Origin of the sequence: Candidatus Accumulibacter meliphilus (assembly GCF_036625345.1) — a bacterium.
Taxonomy (GTDB): Bacteria; Pseudomonadota; Gammaproteobacteria; order Burkholderiales; family Rhodocyclaceae; genus Accumulibacter; species Accumulibacter meliphilus.
The window spans coordinates 330,273-347,600 of record NZ_JAZKTZ010000006.1 but is presented as its reverse complement, the minus strand read 5'-3'; the positions used below and the strand labels follow the sequence as shown (position 1 = coordinate 347,600).

The 17,328-nt window shown below is 61.9% G+C and carries 15 protein-coding genes; 7 read left to right on the top strand and 8 right to left on the bottom strand.

What is annotated here, in order from left to right; translation table 11 throughout:
• The first annotated feature begins 130 nt into the window (after nt 1-130).
• The 5 genes from lapB (at nt 131) to V5B40_RS14545 (ending at nt 5,068) form a co-directional block, all read left to right on the top strand.
• Nucleotides 131-1,300, top strand: a complete 1,170-nt coding sequence (gene lapB, locus V5B40_RS14565; RefSeq protein WP_332355172.1) for a lipopolysaccharide assembly protein LapB — start codon at nt 131-133, stop codon at nt 1,298-1,300.
• An 83-nt stretch (nt 1,301-1,383) separates the two neighbouring features.
• On the top strand, nt 1,384-2,316 hold the full coding sequence (rfaE1, locus tag V5B40_RS14560) for a D-glycero-beta-D-manno-heptose-7-phosphate kinase (protein ID WP_332355171.1): 933 nt from the start codon (nt 1,384-1,386) through the stop codon (nt 2,314-2,316).
• A 9-nt stretch (nt 2,317-2,325) separates the two neighbouring features.
• Nucleotides 2,326-3,330, top strand: a complete 1,005-nt coding sequence (gene rfaD / locus V5B40_RS14555) for an ADP-glyceromanno-heptose 6-epimerase (RefSeq protein WP_332355169.1) — start codon at nt 2,326-2,328, stop codon at nt 3,328-3,330.
• Nucleotides 3,323-4,222, top strand: a complete 900-nt coding sequence (gene cysM / locus V5B40_RS14550; RefSeq protein WP_332355168.1) for a cysteine synthase CysM — start codon at nt 3,323-3,325, stop codon at nt 4,220-4,222. Before rfaD ends, cysM begins: the two co-directional genes overlap by 8 nt.
• 60 nt (nt 4,223-4,282) lie before the next feature.
• Nucleotides 4,283-5,068: a 3'-5' exonuclease gene (locus tag V5B40_RS14545; protein WP_332355167.1), complete on the top strand. Its 786-nt coding sequence runs from the start codon at nt 4,283-4,285 to the stop codon at nt 5,066-5,068.
• Nucleotides 5,069-5,183: 115 nt separating this feature from the next.
• On the opposite strand, the gene V5B40_RS14540 is transcribed toward V5B40_RS14545, so the two are convergent.
• The gene (locus V5B40_RS14540; RefSeq protein ID WP_332355166.1) at nt 5,184-6,008 is read right to left on the bottom strand and encodes a DUF2189 domain-containing protein; all 825 of its coding nucleotides are present in this window, start codon (nt 6,006-6,008) and stop codon (nt 5,184-5,186) included.
• A gap of 439 nt (nt 6,009-6,447) precedes the next feature.
• Between V5B40_RS14540 and V5B40_RS14535 the strand changes: the two genes are divergently transcribed.
• Both V5B40_RS14535 and rimO read left to right on the top strand, forming a co-directional pair.
• On the top strand, nt 6,448-6,666 hold the full coding sequence (locus tag V5B40_RS14535; RefSeq protein ID WP_332355165.1) for a hypothetical protein: 219 nt from the start codon (nt 6,448-6,450) through the stop codon (nt 6,664-6,666).
• A 127-nt stretch (nt 6,667-6,793) separates the two neighbouring features.
• Nucleotides 6,794-8,119 carry a 30S ribosomal protein S12 methylthiotransferase RimO gene (gene rimO, locus V5B40_RS14530; protein ID WP_332355164.1) on the top strand — a complete coding sequence of 442 codons (1,326 nt, stop codon included), beginning with the start codon at nt 6,794-6,796 and terminating at the stop codon, nt 8,117-8,119.
• A 27-nt stretch (nt 8,120-8,146) separates the two neighbouring features.
• Here the strand turns inward: rimO and V5B40_RS14525 are convergent, their stop codons facing one another.
• From V5B40_RS14525 to V5B40_RS14495, 7 genes are all read right to left on the bottom strand, one after another.
• Entirely contained in the window at nt 8,147-11,278 is a 3,132-nt protein-coding gene (locus V5B40_RS14525; RefSeq protein WP_332355163.1) for an error-prone DNA polymerase, read from the bottom strand.
• Between the two features lie 67 nt (nt 11,279-11,345).
• Entirely contained in the window at nt 11,346-12,491 is a 1,146-nt protein-coding gene (locus tag V5B40_RS14520) for a nucleotidyltransferase domain-containing protein (protein WP_332355162.1), read from the bottom strand.
• Nucleotides 12,491-13,408, bottom strand: coding sequence for an HprK-related kinase A (locus V5B40_RS14515; RefSeq protein WP_332355161.1), 918 nt, complete (start codon nt 13,406-13,408; stop codon nt 12,491-12,493). The genes V5B40_RS14520 and V5B40_RS14515 overlap by 1 nt, the downstream gene beginning before the upstream one ends.
• Nucleotides 13,405-13,668: an HPr-rel-A system PqqD family peptide chaperone gene (locus tag V5B40_RS14510; protein WP_332355160.1), complete on the bottom strand. Its 264-nt coding sequence runs from the start codon at nt 13,666-13,668 to the stop codon at nt 13,405-13,407. Before V5B40_RS14510 ends, V5B40_RS14515 begins: the two co-directional genes overlap by 4 nt.
• Nucleotides 13,669-13,763: 95 nt before the next feature.
• Nucleotides 13,764-14,207 (bottom strand): hypothetical protein, encoded by a 444-nt coding sequence (locus V5B40_RS14505; protein ID WP_332355159.1) that lies wholly within the window; start codon nt 14,205-14,207, stop codon nt 13,764-13,766.
• On the bottom strand, nt 14,204-14,443 hold the full coding sequence (locus tag V5B40_RS14500; protein ID WP_332355158.1) for a hypothetical protein: 240 nt from the start codon (nt 14,441-14,443) through the stop codon (nt 14,204-14,206). The genes V5B40_RS14505 and V5B40_RS14500 overlap by 4 nt, the downstream gene beginning before the upstream one ends.
• 296 nt (nt 14,444-14,739) lie before the next feature.
• Nucleotides 14,740-17,325: a [protein-PII] uridylyltransferase gene (locus V5B40_RS14495; protein ID WP_332355157.1), complete on the bottom strand. Its 2,586-nt coding sequence runs from the start codon at nt 17,323-17,325 to the stop codon at nt 14,740-14,742.
• Nucleotides 17,326-17,328: the final 3 nt, after the last annotated feature.

The window sequence follows — 17,328 nt, the reverse complement described above, 5'->3', positions numbered from 1 at the left end:
AGGTGCTAGCCTGGCGATTCCCGAGACTCAAGAGAGCCGCTGGCCGCGCTCCGCTGGTCAAGCCCTCGGCATTTGCTGACTTCGCGCCTTGGCCCAGCGGTGCTGCACGTGCCCGGCTGCTGTTTCACGGATGATCGAGTTCGAGTACTGGCAGCTGTTGCTTTTCCCGCTGTTCTTCGGGCTGGGGTGGGCAGCCGCGCGCGTTGATATCCGCCATCTGGTCAAGGAATCGCGGACGCTGCCACGCTCGTATTTCCAGGGGCTCAATTTTCTGCTCAACGAGCAGCCCGATCGCGCGATCGAGGCCTTTGTCGAAGCCGTCAAGGTCGATCCTCAGACGATCGAAATTCACTTTGCACTCGGTAGCCTGTTTCGTCGTCGTGGCGAGACCGAGCGCGCCATCCGCATGCACCAGAATCTCGTCGAGCGCGAAGACCTGCCGCAGGATTTGAAACTGCAAGCACTGGCCGAGCTGGGCCAGGATTACCTCAAAGCGGGGCTGCTCGATGGCGCCGAATCGGTCTTCGAAAAACTGCGCCACTCGGCGATGGCCGAAGACGCCAAGCGCAATTTGCTCGAGATTTACCAGTTGGAGAAGGACTGGGAGAAGGCGATAGCGATCGCCTCGGAACTGCCGGATTTTGCCTCGCACAAGGAAATCGCCGAGTACTACTGTGAACTGGCTGCTGCCGAGATGATTCGTTCGCGTCCGGATCTGGCGGCAGGCTTTCTGCAAACGGCTCTCGAACGCAACCGCAAGTGCGTTCGCGCCAGCCTGCTTCTCGGCGACCTGCAGTTCCAGCAGGATCAGTTCGCTGCCGCCATTGCCTCGTGGCAGCGCATTGAACAGCAGGATCCGCTCTATCTGACGCTGGTCGCGAAACGCTTGCTCGACGCTTTTCGCAAGCAGGATCGGCGTGAAGCGGGTTTGCAACTGTTGCGCGGCTATCTTGATCACTACCCTTCGCTCGACCTGCTCGACGTCGTCTTCCAGCTGGAACTGGAAAGCAGTGGGCCAGAAGCGGCTTACCGCCTGGTGCGTGATGAGCTGAAGCGTAATCCCACCCTGCTTGGCTTCGACAAGTTGCTCGAGGCCCGACTGCTCTTTGCCTCGCCCGAGATCCGCCCCGATCTCGATCTGGCGAAGGGGATCGTGCATGGCTACACGCGTCGCCTGGCTCGCTATCGATGCGATAATTGCGGCTTCAAGGCGCGCCAGTTCTACTGGCGCTGTCCGGCCTGCGGCGGTTGGGAGACCTACTCGCCGAAGCGCAGCGAAGAGTTCGATCTGACACCCTAGGAGTTCCATGTCGCCTGCCACCGTGCTGGCTACCCGGCTAGCAAACCCGGTGAGCACAGCTTGTCTTGCCAAAAGGGCGCGCGATGCAAGTCGCTAGCCTGTCGGCCACTCGCCTCCTGATAGTCGGCGATGTGATGCTCGATCGCTACTGGTTTGGTGATGTTTCGCGCATTTCGCCAGAGGCCCCGGTGCCGGTGGTCAAGGTGGCGCGTAGCGAGGAGCGGCCGGGCGGGGCCGCCAATGTCGCCCGCAATGTCGCCGCGCTGGGCGCGCACGTCAGCCTGCTGTCGGTCGTTGGCGACGACGAAGCTGGGCGAAACCTGCAAGCCCTGCTGGCAGCGAGTGGTATTGACGTCAGTCTGTATGTCGATGCGGCAATCAGCACGACGGTCAAGCTGCGGGTCATTGGTCGCCAGCAGCAACTGCTGCGCATTGATTTTGAAACCACGCCCTCACACGAGGTCTTGCGCACCAAACTGCTGGAATTCGAGGCCCGTCTTGGCGAATGCGACGCGGTGATTCTTTCCGATTACGGCAAGGGCGGCCTGGCGCATATCAGCGAGATGATCCACATGGCGCGCACTGCCGGCAAAAAAGTGCTGGTCGATCCGAAAGGTGACGATTTCTCCAAGTATGCCGGTGCAACCATCGTCACTCCGAACCGTGCCGAGTTGCGCGAAGTGGTGGGGCGCTGGCAGGACGACGACGGGCTTGCCCGCAAGGCCGAAGCCCTGCGCCGCGAGCTCGGGCTGGAGGCCTTGCTGGTGACCCGCAGCGAGGAGGGGATGTCACTCTACCATGCTGCCGGAGCAGTGCACGAGCAGGCGGTGGCGAGAGAGGTCTTCGATGTTTCCGGGGCTGGCGATACGGTCATCGCGACGCTCGCCGTGACCTTGGCGGGCGGGGCCGCCTGGGCGGACGCCGTGCACGCGGCGAACGTCGCCGCCGGCCTGGTGGTTGGCAAATTAGGCACGGCGGTGGTCAGCCGTGACGAGCTTGATGCGGCACTGAAGTGAGGTAGAGTCATGTACACAGTCGTCACCGGCGCGGCCGGTTTCATCGGCGCCAATCTGGTCAAGGCGCTTAACGAGCGTGGCGTGCGCAAGATCATTGCCGTCGACAATCTCAGCAAGGCCGAAAAGTTCAGGAATCTCGTCGATTGCGAGATTGCCGATTACCTCGATAAAAACGAATTCATCGAGCGCCTGGCCGCCGGCGATTTCGATGGCGATGTCGATGCCATCCTCCACCAGGGTGCCTGTTCCGACACCATGGAGAGCGATGGTCGCTACATGATGGAGAACAACTACCGCTACTCGCTGGCGCTTCTCGACTGGTGCCTCGATCAGGAAGCGCAGTTTCTCTATGCTTCGAGTGCCGCGACCTACGGCGGCGGCGGGGTGTTCAGGGAAGAGCGGCAACATGAGGCGCCGCTCAACGTTTACGGCTATTCGAAGTTTCTTTTCGACCAGATCGTCCGCCAGCGCTTTGCAACTGCCGACTCGTGCAATTCGCAAGTCGTCGGTTTTCGCTATTTCAACGTCTATGGCCCGCGCGAGTCGCACAAGGGGCGGATGGCGTCGGTGGCCTTTCACCACTATCACCAGTTCCAGAGCGAGGGCCGGGTCAAGCTCTTCGAAGGCTGTGCGGGCTACGCCGATGGCGAGCAGCGGCGCGACTTCGTCTACGTCGACGACATTGCGCGAGTGAACCTGCACTTCCTCGAACATCCGGAAAAATCGGGCATCTTCAACGTCGGCACGGGTCGTGCGCAGACTTTCAACGAGTTGGCGGTCGCCAACGTCAATGCCTGCCGCGCGCTGGCCGGGCAGGAAGCGCTGCCGCTCGCCGAACTGGTCAAGAGTGGCCTGATCGAGTACATCCCTTTTCCGGCAGATCTGCGTGGCAAGTACCAGAACTTTACCCAGGCCGACCTCGCGAAGCTGCGCAAAGCGGGCTACAAGGACGAGTTTTCAAAAGTCGAAGAGGCGGTTCCGCAGTACGTCAAATGGTTGAACGGCCGTGTATAAGACCCTCGAGAATAGCGTCGGCGACACCCCGCTGGTGCGCCTGAAACGTTTGCCGGGCGGCGCTTGCGACGCCCGTGGCAATGTCCTTCTGGCCAAGCTGGAGGGCAACAACCCGGCAGGTTCGGTGAAGGATAGACCGGCGCTGTCGATGATCGTCCACGCCGAGCAGCGGGGCGATATCCAGCCCGGTGACACGCTGATCGAGGCTACGTCCGGAAATACCGGCATTGCGCTGGCGATGGCCGCTGCCATGCGCGGCTACCGGATGATTCTGGTCATGCCCGAGAATCAAAGCGTCGAACGTCGGCAGACGATGCGCGCTTTCGGCGCCGAACTGGTGTTGACGCCTCGTGACGGTGGCATGGAGCTGGCGCGCGACGTCGCCGAAAGCATGCGCAGCGAAGGGCGTGGAATCATCCTCGACCAGTTTGCCAACCCGGATAACCCGCTTGCCCACTACGAAGGGACCGGTCCCGAGATCTGGCGCCAGACCGAGGGACGCATCAGCCACTTCGTCAGCAGCATGGGGACTACGGGAACGATCATGGGGGTTTCGCGCTTTCTCAAGGAGCAAGATGCCGGCATCTGTATCGTCGGCTGCCAGCCGGAAGATGGTTCGCAGATCCCGGGGATTCGCAAGTGGCCGGAAGCTTACCTGCCAAAAATCTTCGACCGTGCTCGCGTCGATCGTGTCGAATCGGTTTCGCAGGGCGAGGCGGAGGAAATGACCCGGCGCCTGGCGCGCGAGGAAGGCATTTTTGCCGGTATCTCGTCGGGTGGCGCATTGGCCGTCGCTTTGCGGCTGGCTGGCGAACTCGAAAATGCGACCATCGTCAGCATCGTCTGCGATCGTGGTGACCGCTACCTGTCGACGGGCGTCTTTCCGGCGTGAAATGGCTCGCTGCCGTTGACTACGGTGACTGCCTGACTGTGAGTGCCCTGGATGCGCGCGATGAAACCCGTTCTCGCCTTTGATATAGAAACCATCCCCGACGTCGCAGGTCTGCGTCGGCTGCATGAACTCGATGCGACGCTGTCCGATGACGAGGTGGCTGAACTCGCTTTCCAGCATCGTCGTGCCACTCACGGCAACGATTTCCTGCCGCTGCATCTGCAGCGGGTAGTCGTCATTTCGTGTGCTCTGCGCGCTGGCAAGGACTTCCGCGTCTGGTCTCTGGCCGAGCCCGAGCAGGGTGAGGGCGAGATCATCCAGCGTTTCTTTGACGGCGTCGAGAAATTCACGCCACAGATCGTTTCCTGGAATGGTGGCGGCTTCGATCTGCCGGTGCTGCACTATCGGGGGCTCATCCACGGCGTTGTCGCACCACGCTACTGGGACCTCGGTGACGGCGATTACGCCGACAGCCGTGAGTTCAAGTGGAACAACTACATCAGCCGCTACCATTCACGCCACCTCGACCTGATGGATCTGCTGGCCATGTATCAACCGCGCGCCAGCGTTCGCCTTGACGAACTCGCCAAACTGATCGGTTTTCCCGGCAAGCTCGGCATGGACGGCGGCAAGGTGTGGCAGGCGTGGCTGGCCGGCGGCATGTCCGAAGTGCGCGACTACTGCGAGACAGACGTGCTCAATACCTACCTGCTTGCCGTGCGCTTTCGCCTGCTGCGCGGCGAATTGTCGCGCGCCGCATACGATGTCGAGATGTCGTTCGTGCGTGGCGAGCTGGAGAAAATCGGCAAGCCGCACTGGGAGGAGTTCCTCGCTGCCTGGGAGTAGTGGGGGGCGTGGCTTGTGCCTACGCCTCGGATCGCGCCTTGTTGATCAGCCTGGCGCTCGATCCTGGAAAGCCTCTACTTTTTGAACGGCTTGCCGGAGTAGCGAGCGGCAGCGGTCAGGCTACGGCCGCTGCATCCGCATCGTCGAGCTTTTCGTCCTCTTCAGGTGCGACGATGTCGCGATAGGCATACCAAGTAGAGTGCCCGACCAGGGGCATGGTAATGATCAGGCCGACAAAGAAGGTGGCGAAGCCGATGATGCCCAGAATGCCGATGCACGTTCCCCAAAGCAAGAGCGGGACCAGGTTGCGGCCGCAGGCGACGAGGCTGGCGATGGTCGCGGTGACCGCGTCAGTCTTGCGGTCGAACATCAGAGGTACGGCGATGACGCTGATGGCAAAAACAAACATCGCGAAAAACCCGCCGACGGCGAAATAGACCAGGGCGAAGTCGAGCTGCTCGAAAGTCAGGACGGTATGCACGACGTTACCGAAGGTCGGTAATCCGCCGGTAAAGAAGAGCGCAAAAACAATGATCGATGCGCGCGCCCAGACCAGCAGGACGATGGCCAGCAGGGCGGCAAAGAGACCGACGTTGGGCAGGTTCGGGCGCCAGGCGGCGAGGGTCGGCAACAGTCGCGGCGGCAGGCCGAATTCGATGCGCCGACTGAGATCGTAGAGGCCGAGCGTCAGGAACGGGCCGACCAGCAGGAAGCCGGTCGTCAGTCCTGCGAAGAGGGCGTAGGCCTCGGCAAAAACAATCTGCATCAACCAGCCGGCGATGGCAAAGCAGCTCCCGTAGAACAGGCTGGGCCAACCGCTTCGGCGCAGGTCATGCCAGCCGCCACGCATCCAACCGACGACAGCGCCGGGTTTTACGCTGCGGATGACCGGGAAGCGGCTGGCAGGGTTTGCTGTGCCAGGCGTATCGTTCTCGCTCATTGACGGGCCTCCTTTGGCTTTTCTTGTCGGTTGTGGTTCGCTGTAGCGCAGGTCCGCGGCTTTCTCTGGCCGCTTCACGCCCGCGTCTGCGGTGCAGGTTCTCGCCGTAAGCGCGCACCTGCCTGCCGAAGGACTGAATGCTGCGCCTGCCGTGACACCAGCAAGGGCATTTCTTTATATAACACACTGTGCACCATTCGTAAGCTGTTGGCGAGCGGCGCAGAACGCTGTCGGATGCTTCGTCTCTTCCTGCACCCTTCAATCCTTCATTTGTTGATTTCTAGACTTCTTGACTCCGGACGGTTGTTGCCTACAATCGGACTGAACGGCGCCTGCTCTTGTACCTTGCTCAAGGCGCTTTTCTGTCCGGGGATCAGCTCGCTTGTCCCTTTCATGGCAGAGCCTCAGCATTCGTTCTTCATGCAAAAAAGGTAATAAAATGGATGTTCTTCTGCTGTCGTTGGGACGCGCTGCCGGCTTCGCTGGTGTGCTGTTGTGCGTCGTCGTTGCTGTCGCGCGTCTGCTCGGAAACTACTGGCTGGCTGGCTTCCAGTTGGGGACGCTGATGCAGGCGGGGATTGCGGGCGTGGTCATTGGCTGCTTCCTGCTGCTGGTCGCCCAAGCGCGGACGGACGCTTCCACGCGCTCGCGCCGATGATCCGGGCAAGCCGGCGGGGAGTGGCGCCAGAGGAATTTGGTGCCGGAGGGCTAGGCGCATTTCGTAAGCTCTGAATCGCTGCGGGCTGGCGGTATACTGGCGGGCTACTCAACAGCACTGGTCTGCCATGTCAAAGCCGAAAAACATCGGTTTCGTTTCGCTCGGTTGTCCGAAAGCACTCGTCGATTCCGAACAGATTCTCACCAAACTGCGCGCCGAAGGCTATCTGATTTCGCCTTCGTATGAAGGCGCGGATCTGGTCGTCGTCAATACCTGTGGCTTCATCGACGCCGCGGTGGAGGAGTCGCTCGACGCCATCGGCGAGGCCTTGACCGAAAACGGCAAGGTGATCGTCACCGGTTGCCTGGGGGCTCGGGAGGAGGTCATTCGCAAGGCGCATCCGCAGGTGCTGGCGGTCACCGGGCCGCATGCGGCCGACGAAGTCTTGCAGCACGTGCATGCGCATCTGCCGCAGCCGCATGACCCGTTCACCAGCCTGGTGCCGCCGCAGGGAATCAAACTGACGCCGCAGCATTTCGCTTACCTGAAGATTTCCGAGGGCTGCAATCACAGTTGCACCTTCTGCATCATTCCGTCGATGCGTGGCCCCCTGGTCAGTCGTCCGATCGGCGACGTGCTGCAGGAAGCCAGGCATCTTGCCGATGCGGGTGTGCGGGAATTGCTGGTCATTTCGCAGGACACCAGCGCCTATGGTGTCGATGTCAAGTATCGAACCGGCTTTGCCAACGGTCGGCCGCTGCGTACCCGGCTGCGCGAGCTCTGCGCAGCGCTGGGGGAACTCGGGATCTGGGTGCGTCTGCACTACGTCTATCCGTATCCGAGCGTCGACGCCTTGCTGCCGTTGATGGCCGAAGGGAAAATACTGCCCTATCTCGACGTCCCTTTCCAGCACGCCAGTGCCCGCGTCCTGAAGGCGATGAAGCGACCGGCGAACGCCGAGAACAATCTCGAGCGGCTTCGCGCATGGCGTGCGGTTTGTCCAGAGATCACGGTGCGCAGTACTTTCATTACCGGTTTTCCTGGTGAGAGCGAAGCCGAGTTCGAGGAATTGCTGGCTTTCATCAAAGAGGCGCGCCTGGATCGCGTCGGCTGCTTTGCCTATTCGGCAGTGGATGGCGCGACGGCCAATGCACTGCCCGGGGCGGTGGCGGAAGAAGTTCGCGAGGAGCGCAAGCGGCGTTTGATGGAACTGCAGGAGGATATCTCGGCCGAGTTGCTGGCGGCGAAGATCGGGCGCGAGATCGAAGTCCTGGTCGACGAGGTCGATGAGGACGGAACGATTGCCCGTTCGGCAGCGGACGCGCCGGAAATCGACGGCCTGGTTTTCGTCAACGAATACTTCGATGCCGAACCTGGCGACTTCCTGCGCGTGCGCGTGGTCGATGCCGACGAGCACGATCTTTATGCCGAGGTAGTTGCCCGGGCTGCCTGACGCACGGCCGCCAGGCCCTCTTGGCGGTCAATGGAAATTGCGACTCGCTGTCGGCAGGCGACCGAGCAGCGAAGACAGGTCGACGAGCCGTTTGGCCACCAGATGGACGACCTGACCTTCGCGCTGTACCTGTCCGAGAACGCCGAGCAGGCGGGCTCCGAGCAATTCGTGGCGTTGCTGCTCGACCAGCCGCGAGTGCACGACGATATTGGCCAGCCCGGTTTCGTCTTCCAGGGTGACAAAAACGATTCCGCTGGCCGTGCCCGGCCGTTGCCGGCAGGTGACGATTCCGGCGGCGCGAGCGAGCTGGCGGTGCGCTGCGTTCTGCAACTCGCTGGCGGAAATGAAGCGCTGCGCGCTGAGTTGGCTACGCAGTAGGGCCAGGGGATGGCGACCGAGGCTGAAGCCGGTGGCGGCGTAGTCGGCAATCAGCTCCTCGGCTTCGGATGGCGTGGCGAGTTTGGCAGCGCTTTCCACGGCTGGTACGCTGCTCAGCAGGTCGAATGGCGCGTTGGCCTGGTTGGCGCCGGCGGCAAACCAGGCGGCTTGCCGCCGATGGCCAGCGAGCTTGGCCAGGGCGCCGGCAGCGGCGAGCAGTGCGAGATCCTTGTGGTTCAGCTGTGCGCGTGTCGCGAGATCAGCAACGCTGTGTAGAGGCTGTTGTTGGCGAGCGGTGACCAGGCGTATGGCGGCGGCCTGCGGCAGGCCGGAAATACTGCCCAGACCGAGGCGGACGGCAGGCGCGCCGGCCACCATCCCTGGCTCGCTGCCGGAACTTTCGAATTGCGCTTCCCAGGCGCTGTCGTTTGCGGTCACCGGTCGTACCTCGACGCCATGCCGGCGCGCATCCTGCAGCAATTGTGAGGGGGAGTAGAAGCCCATCGGCTGGCTGTTGAGCAGCGCGCAGAGAAAAGCTGCCGGATGGTGGCGCTTGAGCCAGGCCGAGACGTACACCAGCAAGGCGAAGGAGGCGGCGTGCGATTCGGGGAAACCGTATTCGCCGAAGCCGCGAATCTGCGCGAAGACGCGCTGCGCAAAAGCTTCATCGTGGCCACGCTGGCGCATGCCGCTGATCAGCTTCTCTTCGAAGGGTTCCAGCCCACCCTTGCGTCGCCAGGCGGCCATCGCCCGGCGTAGCTGATCGGCCTCGCCGGGGGTGAAGCCGCCGGCGACGACTGCCAGTTGCATGACCTGTTCCTGGAAAATCGGCACGCCGCAGGTGCGTCCGAGTACGGCGGCGATTTCCGGGCGCATCGGCTCGATTGCTTCCTGGCCGTGCCGGCGACGCAGGTAGGGATGGACCATGTCGCCCTGGATCGGCCCTGGCCTGACCAGCGCCACTTCGATGACCAGGTCGTAGAAGTGGCGCGGTCGGAGGCGCGGCAGCATGGCCATCTGCGCGCGCGACTCGATCTGAAAGACGCCAATCGTGTCGGCCGCGCAGAGCATGTCGTAGACTGCCGGGTCTTCGGGCGGGACGTCCGGCAAAGCGATGCCGACCAGGTCCAGCGCGCGGTGGATCGTCGAGAGCATGCCGAGTGCCAGGACATCGACTTTCAGCAAGCCGAGGGCGTCGAGATCGTCCTTGTCCCACTGGATCACGGTGCGTTCCGGCATGGCGGCATTTTCTATCGGCACCAGCCGTGCCAGGGGTCCGCGCGAGATGACGAAGCCACCGACGTGTTGCGAGAGGTGGCGGGGAAAACCACGCAGCGCTGCGCTCAGTGCCAGCCATTTGGCGACGCGCGGCGCTTGCGGGTCGAGGCCGACTGCGCGCAGGCGTTCGGGCAGTTGCTCGCGCTTGTCCCACCACGCCAGCGAGGCGGTCAGCGCGTCGATCTGGGCGCTGCCGAAGTCGAGTGCCCGGCCGATGTCGCGCAAGGCGCCGCGCGTCCGGTAAGTGATCACCGCTGCCGTCAGCGCGGCACGCTCACGCCCGTAACGCTGGTAGAGGTACTGAATCACTTCTTCACGCCGCTGGTGTTCGAAATCGACGTCGATATCCGGTGGTTCACCGCGTTCCCGGGAAATGAAGCGCTCGAAAAGCAGCCGCGAACGTGCCGGGTCGACTTCGGTGATGCCCAGGCAATAACAGACTGCCGAGTTGGCGGCCGAGCCGCGTCCCTGGCACAGGATATTCCGGCTGCGTGCAAAATTGACCAGGTCGTAGACGGTCAGGAAGTAGGGTTCGTAAGCGAGTTCGCCGATCAGTGCGAGTTCGTGCTCGACGCGCTCGCGCACTGCGGCGGCTTCTCCATCGGGATAGCGTCGGCGCAGGCCTTTTTCGACTTCTGCGCGCAGAAAGCCCGACGCCGTCTGGCCGGCGGGCACCACTTCGTCAGGGTATTCGTAGCGCAGTTCGGCGAGCGAGAAGGCGCAGCGTGCGGCGATGTTCAGGGTTTCGGTGAGCAGTTCGGGCGGGTAGAGTCGTGCCAGCCGCAGGCGGCTGCGCAGGTGGCGCTCGCCATTGGCAAAGAGCGCGTGGCCGGCGGAAAAGAGGGTGCTCTTCAGGCGGATTGCGGTCAGCGTATCCTGTAGTGGGCGGCGGGAACGCCGGTGCATGTGCACGTCGCCAGCAGCGACTGCAGGCAGGCCGCTCGCCGTGGCCAGTTCGAGCAGCATCGCCAGGCGTGTCGCATCATCCGGCCCGGCGTGCAGTTCGACGGCCAGCCAGGAACGGGCTGGAAAGCGCGTCGCCAGCCAACGTCCCTCGTCCACCCCGGCGCCAGCGTCCGGGATCCACAGCGCCAGGCAGTCCGGCAGGGCGCCGCTGCTGCCGGCAAAGTCGCCGGGACTTTCGAGGTCGCCGCGGTAGAGGCGGTATTGGCCTTTGCGCGAGCGTCGCCGCGCCAGGGTGATCAGCGCCGACAGATTGCCGTAACCGGCGCGGTTCTGTGCCAGCAGGACCAGTCTGAGGTTTTTCCCTGGCTCACTGCAGAGGCGAAATTCGGCACCGATGATCAGCTGCAGGCCGCGAGCACTGGCGGCGCGATGTGCTCGCACGACGCCGGCCAACGAGGCTTCGTCGGTGATCGCCAGCGCACTGTAGCCGAGTTCCTGCGCCTGCTCGACCAGTTCTTCCGGATGCGAGGCGCCGCGCAGGAAGGAAAAGTTGGAACAGCAGTGAAGTTCGACGTAGGGGGGCAGGGCGGCGGACATGGCGATGACTGTATTTATTTACAGTATAACGTTGTGTCCAGCCTTTGTTGCAGCCTGCTCTTTCCGGCTACTGCTGTTTGAGATCGAGCTGGGCCAGGTCGACCCGTTTGCGGAATCCGCGCAAGCGCAGCCAGGCCTTGTGCGACAGGTGCTTGATGAGCAGGCCGGGTGGCATTCGCAACCAATGGGCGCGCACATAAATCAGCCAGCGGGCCAGAGCCGCCAGGCGGGAAGGGTGATCCGGGTGTCCGGGCAGCAGGGCGAGGGGGATCAGACGATTCATTAGCTTGCGGATCGGCCAGGCAGGCGCCGCGTCTTCCAGCTCGCGCAGCACATCCGGGGGAATCGGTGTGCCAAAAAATTGATGCGCATGATGCAGTCCGTAGAACAGCGGGCGCTGGAAACCCAAGGCGCGTGCTCGTGGTACGAGGCTCGCCCAGAAGGCAGGCTCCTGAGCATGGTGGCAAAGCAGATCATGGACATCGGCCAGATCCCGCAAGCGCAGACCCTCGTCGGGATCGCCCTCGAGAAACAGGTGCACCAGGGCGTGCAGTATCATGTCGGCAGGCGCAAGAACGTGCAGCCGCGGGTCGGCGAGCGGCCGGGCGGCCGCAAAAAGTGGTGCGGGATCCGAGGCCAGATGGCTGGTCTTCGGCAAGAGCCGATGGTGGATGTCGATTTCAGTGCCTCGCTCGCGGTGACGGAGCGGAGGAATCTCGTGCATCCAGACGCGGTAGTAGCGGTCGTCGTAGGGGTCGATTTCTGTCTTGAACCAGCCACGTTCGACCAGTCTTTCCTCGATCTCCATGACCCGATCTTCAGGTACCAGAAGATCCACGTCGGCAAAGATTCGGCCTCGCGCCGGCGGCAGGTCGGCGAGAAGATAAGCGGTCCCTTTGAGCAGAATCAGCGGCGCATTGATTCCCTTGAGCGCCCACAGCAAACGGTTTACTTCCCACGAGATCAGTGTTTTCCGATGCGCGATGACGTTGCGGGCGGCTCTCAGATGGGCTGCCGCACGTGGCGGTATGTCACCAAGCAGCCCTGCATGGTGCAGTGCGGATTCCATTCGTCCGAGCACCCGGGCGCGCCGAGCCACGCGCAACAGCAGTTCCCAGTCGGCGAGGGGCAGAGCGGGCAGCGCTTCCGGCATTTTCAGGGCGTCGAGCAGGAGCTTTCGCGCCCGCAGCCTTTCGTTCGCAGCCTTGGCCATCAGTCATCCATGCTGTTGCAAAGCTCGTCAAGCGCGGGAATCGCCTCGTTGAGATCGGAGTACACCAGCGAATAGCAATCACAGGCGCGAACCATGTCCGTAACCAGTCGAAAAGCTGTTTCGTCGAGCACCTCGTAGTTGAATGCGTTGGTCGCGACCATCAGGAAGGCCTGGCTCCTGGACATGGGTTCAAGCGTGAGCGGCGCGCCGGAAACCCAGCGCGGGAAGATCAGCCAGCGCGGCCGGGCTGGCTCCTGCGCGCGCCTGATGCTGTCCAGCGGCGGCTGTACATGCGCTACCGTACCTTTGCGGGTCGCCAGGAAAGATGGCCCGATGATCGCTTCAGGTCTGAATCTTCTGATAACGTCGATCGACTCGTTCTTCAGCGGGATCAGGCGTGGTATCGGCAGCAGCAGGCCATCTTCGGGTCGCACCAGGCCGAATTCATCCGAGAGCAGGCGCCATCCGGAGTGGACGAGCGCAGTACAGAGGGTCGATTTGCCGTTACCCGGCGAGGCAGGAAACAGGATCGCCCGGCCGTTACGCTCGACTGCCGCCGAATGCAGGAGCAGCAGATGATGCGCTCGCGTTGCCACGCACCAGTTGATTCCCCATTCGAGGGCTGGGAAAGCATGGTCGACGGTATAGGGAGCGAAGGGTGTTTGGCCATCGACGCCAAAACGAGCCTGTCGGCGAAACCATCGGTGTAGTCCGCGCGGACTGCTTATCTCGACGTGAAAATCGCTGAGCGTTTCCGCGTCGAGGAGGGGATAAGGCTCGTAGAGATGATGCGCAAGGGACGCGAAGGAATCGAGGTTGGAGCGCATGCGGAGGTTGAAAGGGCCGAACTGGAGCGTGAGTCCGTCGCCCGCCAAGTGTGTACCGAATTTCCGGCGACTCAGGTCACCGACGATCATTGCGCAGCGCTGGTGTCGTCCAGGCGCTCTATGAGGCCCAGTTCTTCAAGCCTCTGTATGGCGAACGCGAAATCTGTGTCGTCCAGTTCACTTTGGCTGACGCCGAGGGCTGCTTCGGTCTGATTCTTCAGTTCGTTTGCCGATAAGGCACCTTCTTCCAGGCACGTCAGGACCGATCCGGTGGTTTCGTTGAAGACATGGGTCTCGGCGGACGAAGGCTGATACACGAGGAAGATATCATCCCAGTTTTCCCAGATCAAGCCCGCTTCCGCTGCTGTCTTGGTCAAGTAGGAAATGGGTAAAGGCTCGCAATGATGATCACCGGGATGCTCCTGAACGGTAAGCCTGTTTGGCATTAACCTGGTATTAGTGAGTTCACTGCCGGGTTGCTGAGTATGGCGACGTTGCCTGTCAGGTTATGGCACTTCAGCTTCGCTGGATCGACCGTACCCTCTATAACCGCGATGCCCGGGTTGGTTCCAGAGCTGATCTTGCTGCCGGGGCAACTGTTGCGTTCGTAATTTGTAACGCAAGCATCTCCCACCTGTGCGCCACTCGCGGTAAATTCGCCGTTGGCATCCAAGGTGGGCAGTTGCTTCGTACCCGTACACGAAGCCGCCGCCGCCACCGCCCCACTGCGTAAAGTCAGAACCAATGGCGCGAAAGCTACCGCGCCGCGCACCAGGCGTCGCCGCTTGTTCTCTGGGGTCGAAGCGGCACCCTGAATGACTGCTCCGGTATCCACGGGCGATAGATCCGTCGATCCCCGCGAGTCGTCAATTGATTCATTAGTCTTCATGATGCTGCTCCCAAAGTTTTCTGAGCTTGGACCACACGCTGCAAATCCAGCATTCTTGTTTCGTCGTTGTCGGTAGGCATCTCGTCATCCTCTCCAGCAGCTTCGCCGGCGACTACTATCCGGTGAAGGCTGGCCCGTCGTTCCACGGCGATCACCATTCCAGAACCGACATCCACTTCCACCCGACCAGAATCAGTGTAGCGTTCTCGGTCAGGACCGACCGCGAATTGCGTCACGATTCCGCCAAGCTGGCAGCGAGCAATCGCTGCCGTGAGATCCTGCTTCCGATAGCCAAAAAATAACCGTTCAGAAAACTATAAGCAAGCTTTATACCATGTACTGTTCAAAAAACCCAATACGCCCATAAATCATTCGCTTGCGTGGTCGTCGCTTGGCGTCGATCGAGAATCGAAGGTTTCGTTGTAAAAAAAACCGACACTTGAGCGGGCGTTCTCGCCGAGCGTTTCTGTGATTCTCTTGTTGCAGGGAGGTTTTGGAGATGCTCATCGTCGTCGCGCCGCCAAGAAGGAAGTCAGAGTTTCAAACGCTCCAGCAACTCGGTTTCCAGCTTGATCCGGCGGGCAGTCATGCCGAGGTCGCCGCCGCTGATCAGAAAGGTATCCTCAATCCGTTCGCCGAGAGTGGAGATCTTTGCAGTATGTAGGTTAGCACCATGCGCAGCCAAAGTCATGGCGATGGTGTACAGCAGGCCGGGACGGTCGGCAGCGCTCACCGAAAGCACGTAGTGCAAGCCTTTCTCGTCGGGCTCGATGGTCACCAGCGGTTGTATCGGGAAGTGCTTGACCTGTCGCGAGATGCGTCCGCTGCCCGGGGCCTCCGGCGGGCCCGGGTGACTCAGCCGTTCTTCCAGCTCGTGTTCGATGAAGCTGATCATCGCGCGATCGCTGCCGAGCTCGCCAACCTTGAGCAGCATGAAGCTGTCCAGGGCGTAGCCGTGACGGGTGGTGTGAATCTTGGCGTCGACGATGGTGTAACCGGCGCGGGAAAAGAAACCGACCAGGCGCGCGAACAGATCGGGCTGATCCGGCGCGTAGATCATTACCTCCAGGCCCTCGCCCTGCGGGTTGATGCGCGCTTTGATGACCGCTTGGTCAACAACCGGTCGATAGTGCAGGGCACGCGTATGCCAGGCGATCTCTTCTGCGGAATGGCGCAGGAAGTACACGGTGTCGAGCTGTTTCCACAGGCGTTCGTGTACCGCGTCGGGAAGGGCAAAATAGCGCAGCAGGCGCAAGGCCTCTTGTTGCCGCTCCTCGATCAGCCCCTGCCTGACGGGAACTTCACCACCGGCAAGGAGTGACCGGCAAGTGCCCCGGAACAACTGTTCGAGCAGTTGCCCCTTCCAGCTGTTCCAGACTTTCGGGCTGGTGCCGCGTATGTCGGCGACGGTGAATAGGTAGAGCGCTGCCAGGTGGCGTTCGTCCTTTACCGTCGCAGCGAATGCGCCGATCACTTCGGGGTCGCCAATATCCTGCTTCTGGGCGACGGTCGACATCAGCAGATGCTGCTCGATCAGCCACACAATGAGCTCGCTATCGACGGCATCGAGGCTGTGATCTGCGCAGAATTTGGCTGCATCGACCGCGCCGAGCTGCGAGTGATCTCCCCCTCGTCCCTTGGCGATGTCGTGGAACAGGGCGGCGATGTAGAGCACCCAGGGGCGGCGAAAGTCGCTCATCAATTCGCTACACAGTGGATACTCGTGGGTGAACTCATCGGCGAGAAAGCGTCGCAAGTTGCGCAGGACGCGCAGAATGTGCTGGTCTACGGTGTAAACGTGGAACAGATCGTGCTGCATCTGGCCGACAATCCTGCCGAAATTCGGTAGATAGCGGCCAAGTATGCCGAACTGGTTCATGCGTCGGAGTTCATGCAGCACACCACGTCGCTGCTGCATGATTTCGAGAAAGCGCGCGCGATTGCCGGCGTCGCTGCGGAATTCGTCATCGATCAGTGTGCGTGCGTGCCAGAGCGCGCGCAGGGTGCGTGCGGTCATGCCCTGCAGCGCGGGATGCTTCTCCATCAGCAGGAAAGCTTCGAGGATGGCGGCCGGTTCGCGGTCAAAGACCTCGTCATCGCTGACGTCGAGAAAATCGTGGGTAATCTCGAAGCGTTCGTTGATTGGCTCTGGTGGCTGGTCGGGCAGTGGCGATATGACCGCGCCGATATTCAGCAGCAGGATGGTGTTGATCTGGGTGACTTCTTTTGCCGTGCGATAGTACTGTTGCATGAGCAGTTCGCTGGCCCGACGGGTCGCTGTCGCCCGGTAGCCCAGCTGCTCCGCGAGCGCCGTCTGGTAGTCGAAGAGGAGGCGGTCTTCACGGCGACCGACATGAACGTGCAGACGGGTACGCAACTGCTGCAGGAACTTGATGCTGCGTTGCAGCTGGGTCTCTTCTTCGTGAGTCAGAAAACCGTATTGCGCCAGCTCTGCCCAGGTAGAGCCGTAGCCTGCCGCACTGGCAATCCAGAGGATGGTGTGCAGATCGCGCAGTCCCCCCGGGCCTTCCTTGCAGTTCGGCTCCAAGCTGTAGGGCGTATCGTCGTAGCGCAGATGCCGTTCATCCTGTTCGCTGCGCTTGGCTTCGAAGAAAGCAAGCGGATCAAGGACCTGCTCGAGCTCGGCCGAAAACGCCTGGAACAGCTCGTCGCTGCCGATCAGCAGGCGCGCTTCGAGCAGTGCCGTCTGGATCGTGAGGTCGCTGGCAGCGGCCTGCGAGCACTCCTCGACGGTGCGGACGCTGGGAGCGACTTCCAGACCAATGTCGTAGCAAAGGGTAACCGCCTGTTCCAGCTGCGTCGCCAAATCGGCGTCGGGCGGTGCGGGGAGAAGCAGCAGCAGGTCAACGTCCGAGGCTGGATAGAGCTCGCCACGCCCGTAGCCACCGACCGCGAGCAAGGCCAGCGACGCCGGCAACTGCAGCGATCGCCACAGGTCGCAGAGAACTTCGTCGATCAGACGACAACGCTCGTGCAACAGGCGCGGCGCATCGCCGCTGGCCAGATAACGCTCGCGGATCGCCGCCTGGCCTTGTTGCAGATGGGAGCGGTACTGCGCGACCAGCGCCAGCGGGTCGACGGTTGCGGTGGTGTCCACCGG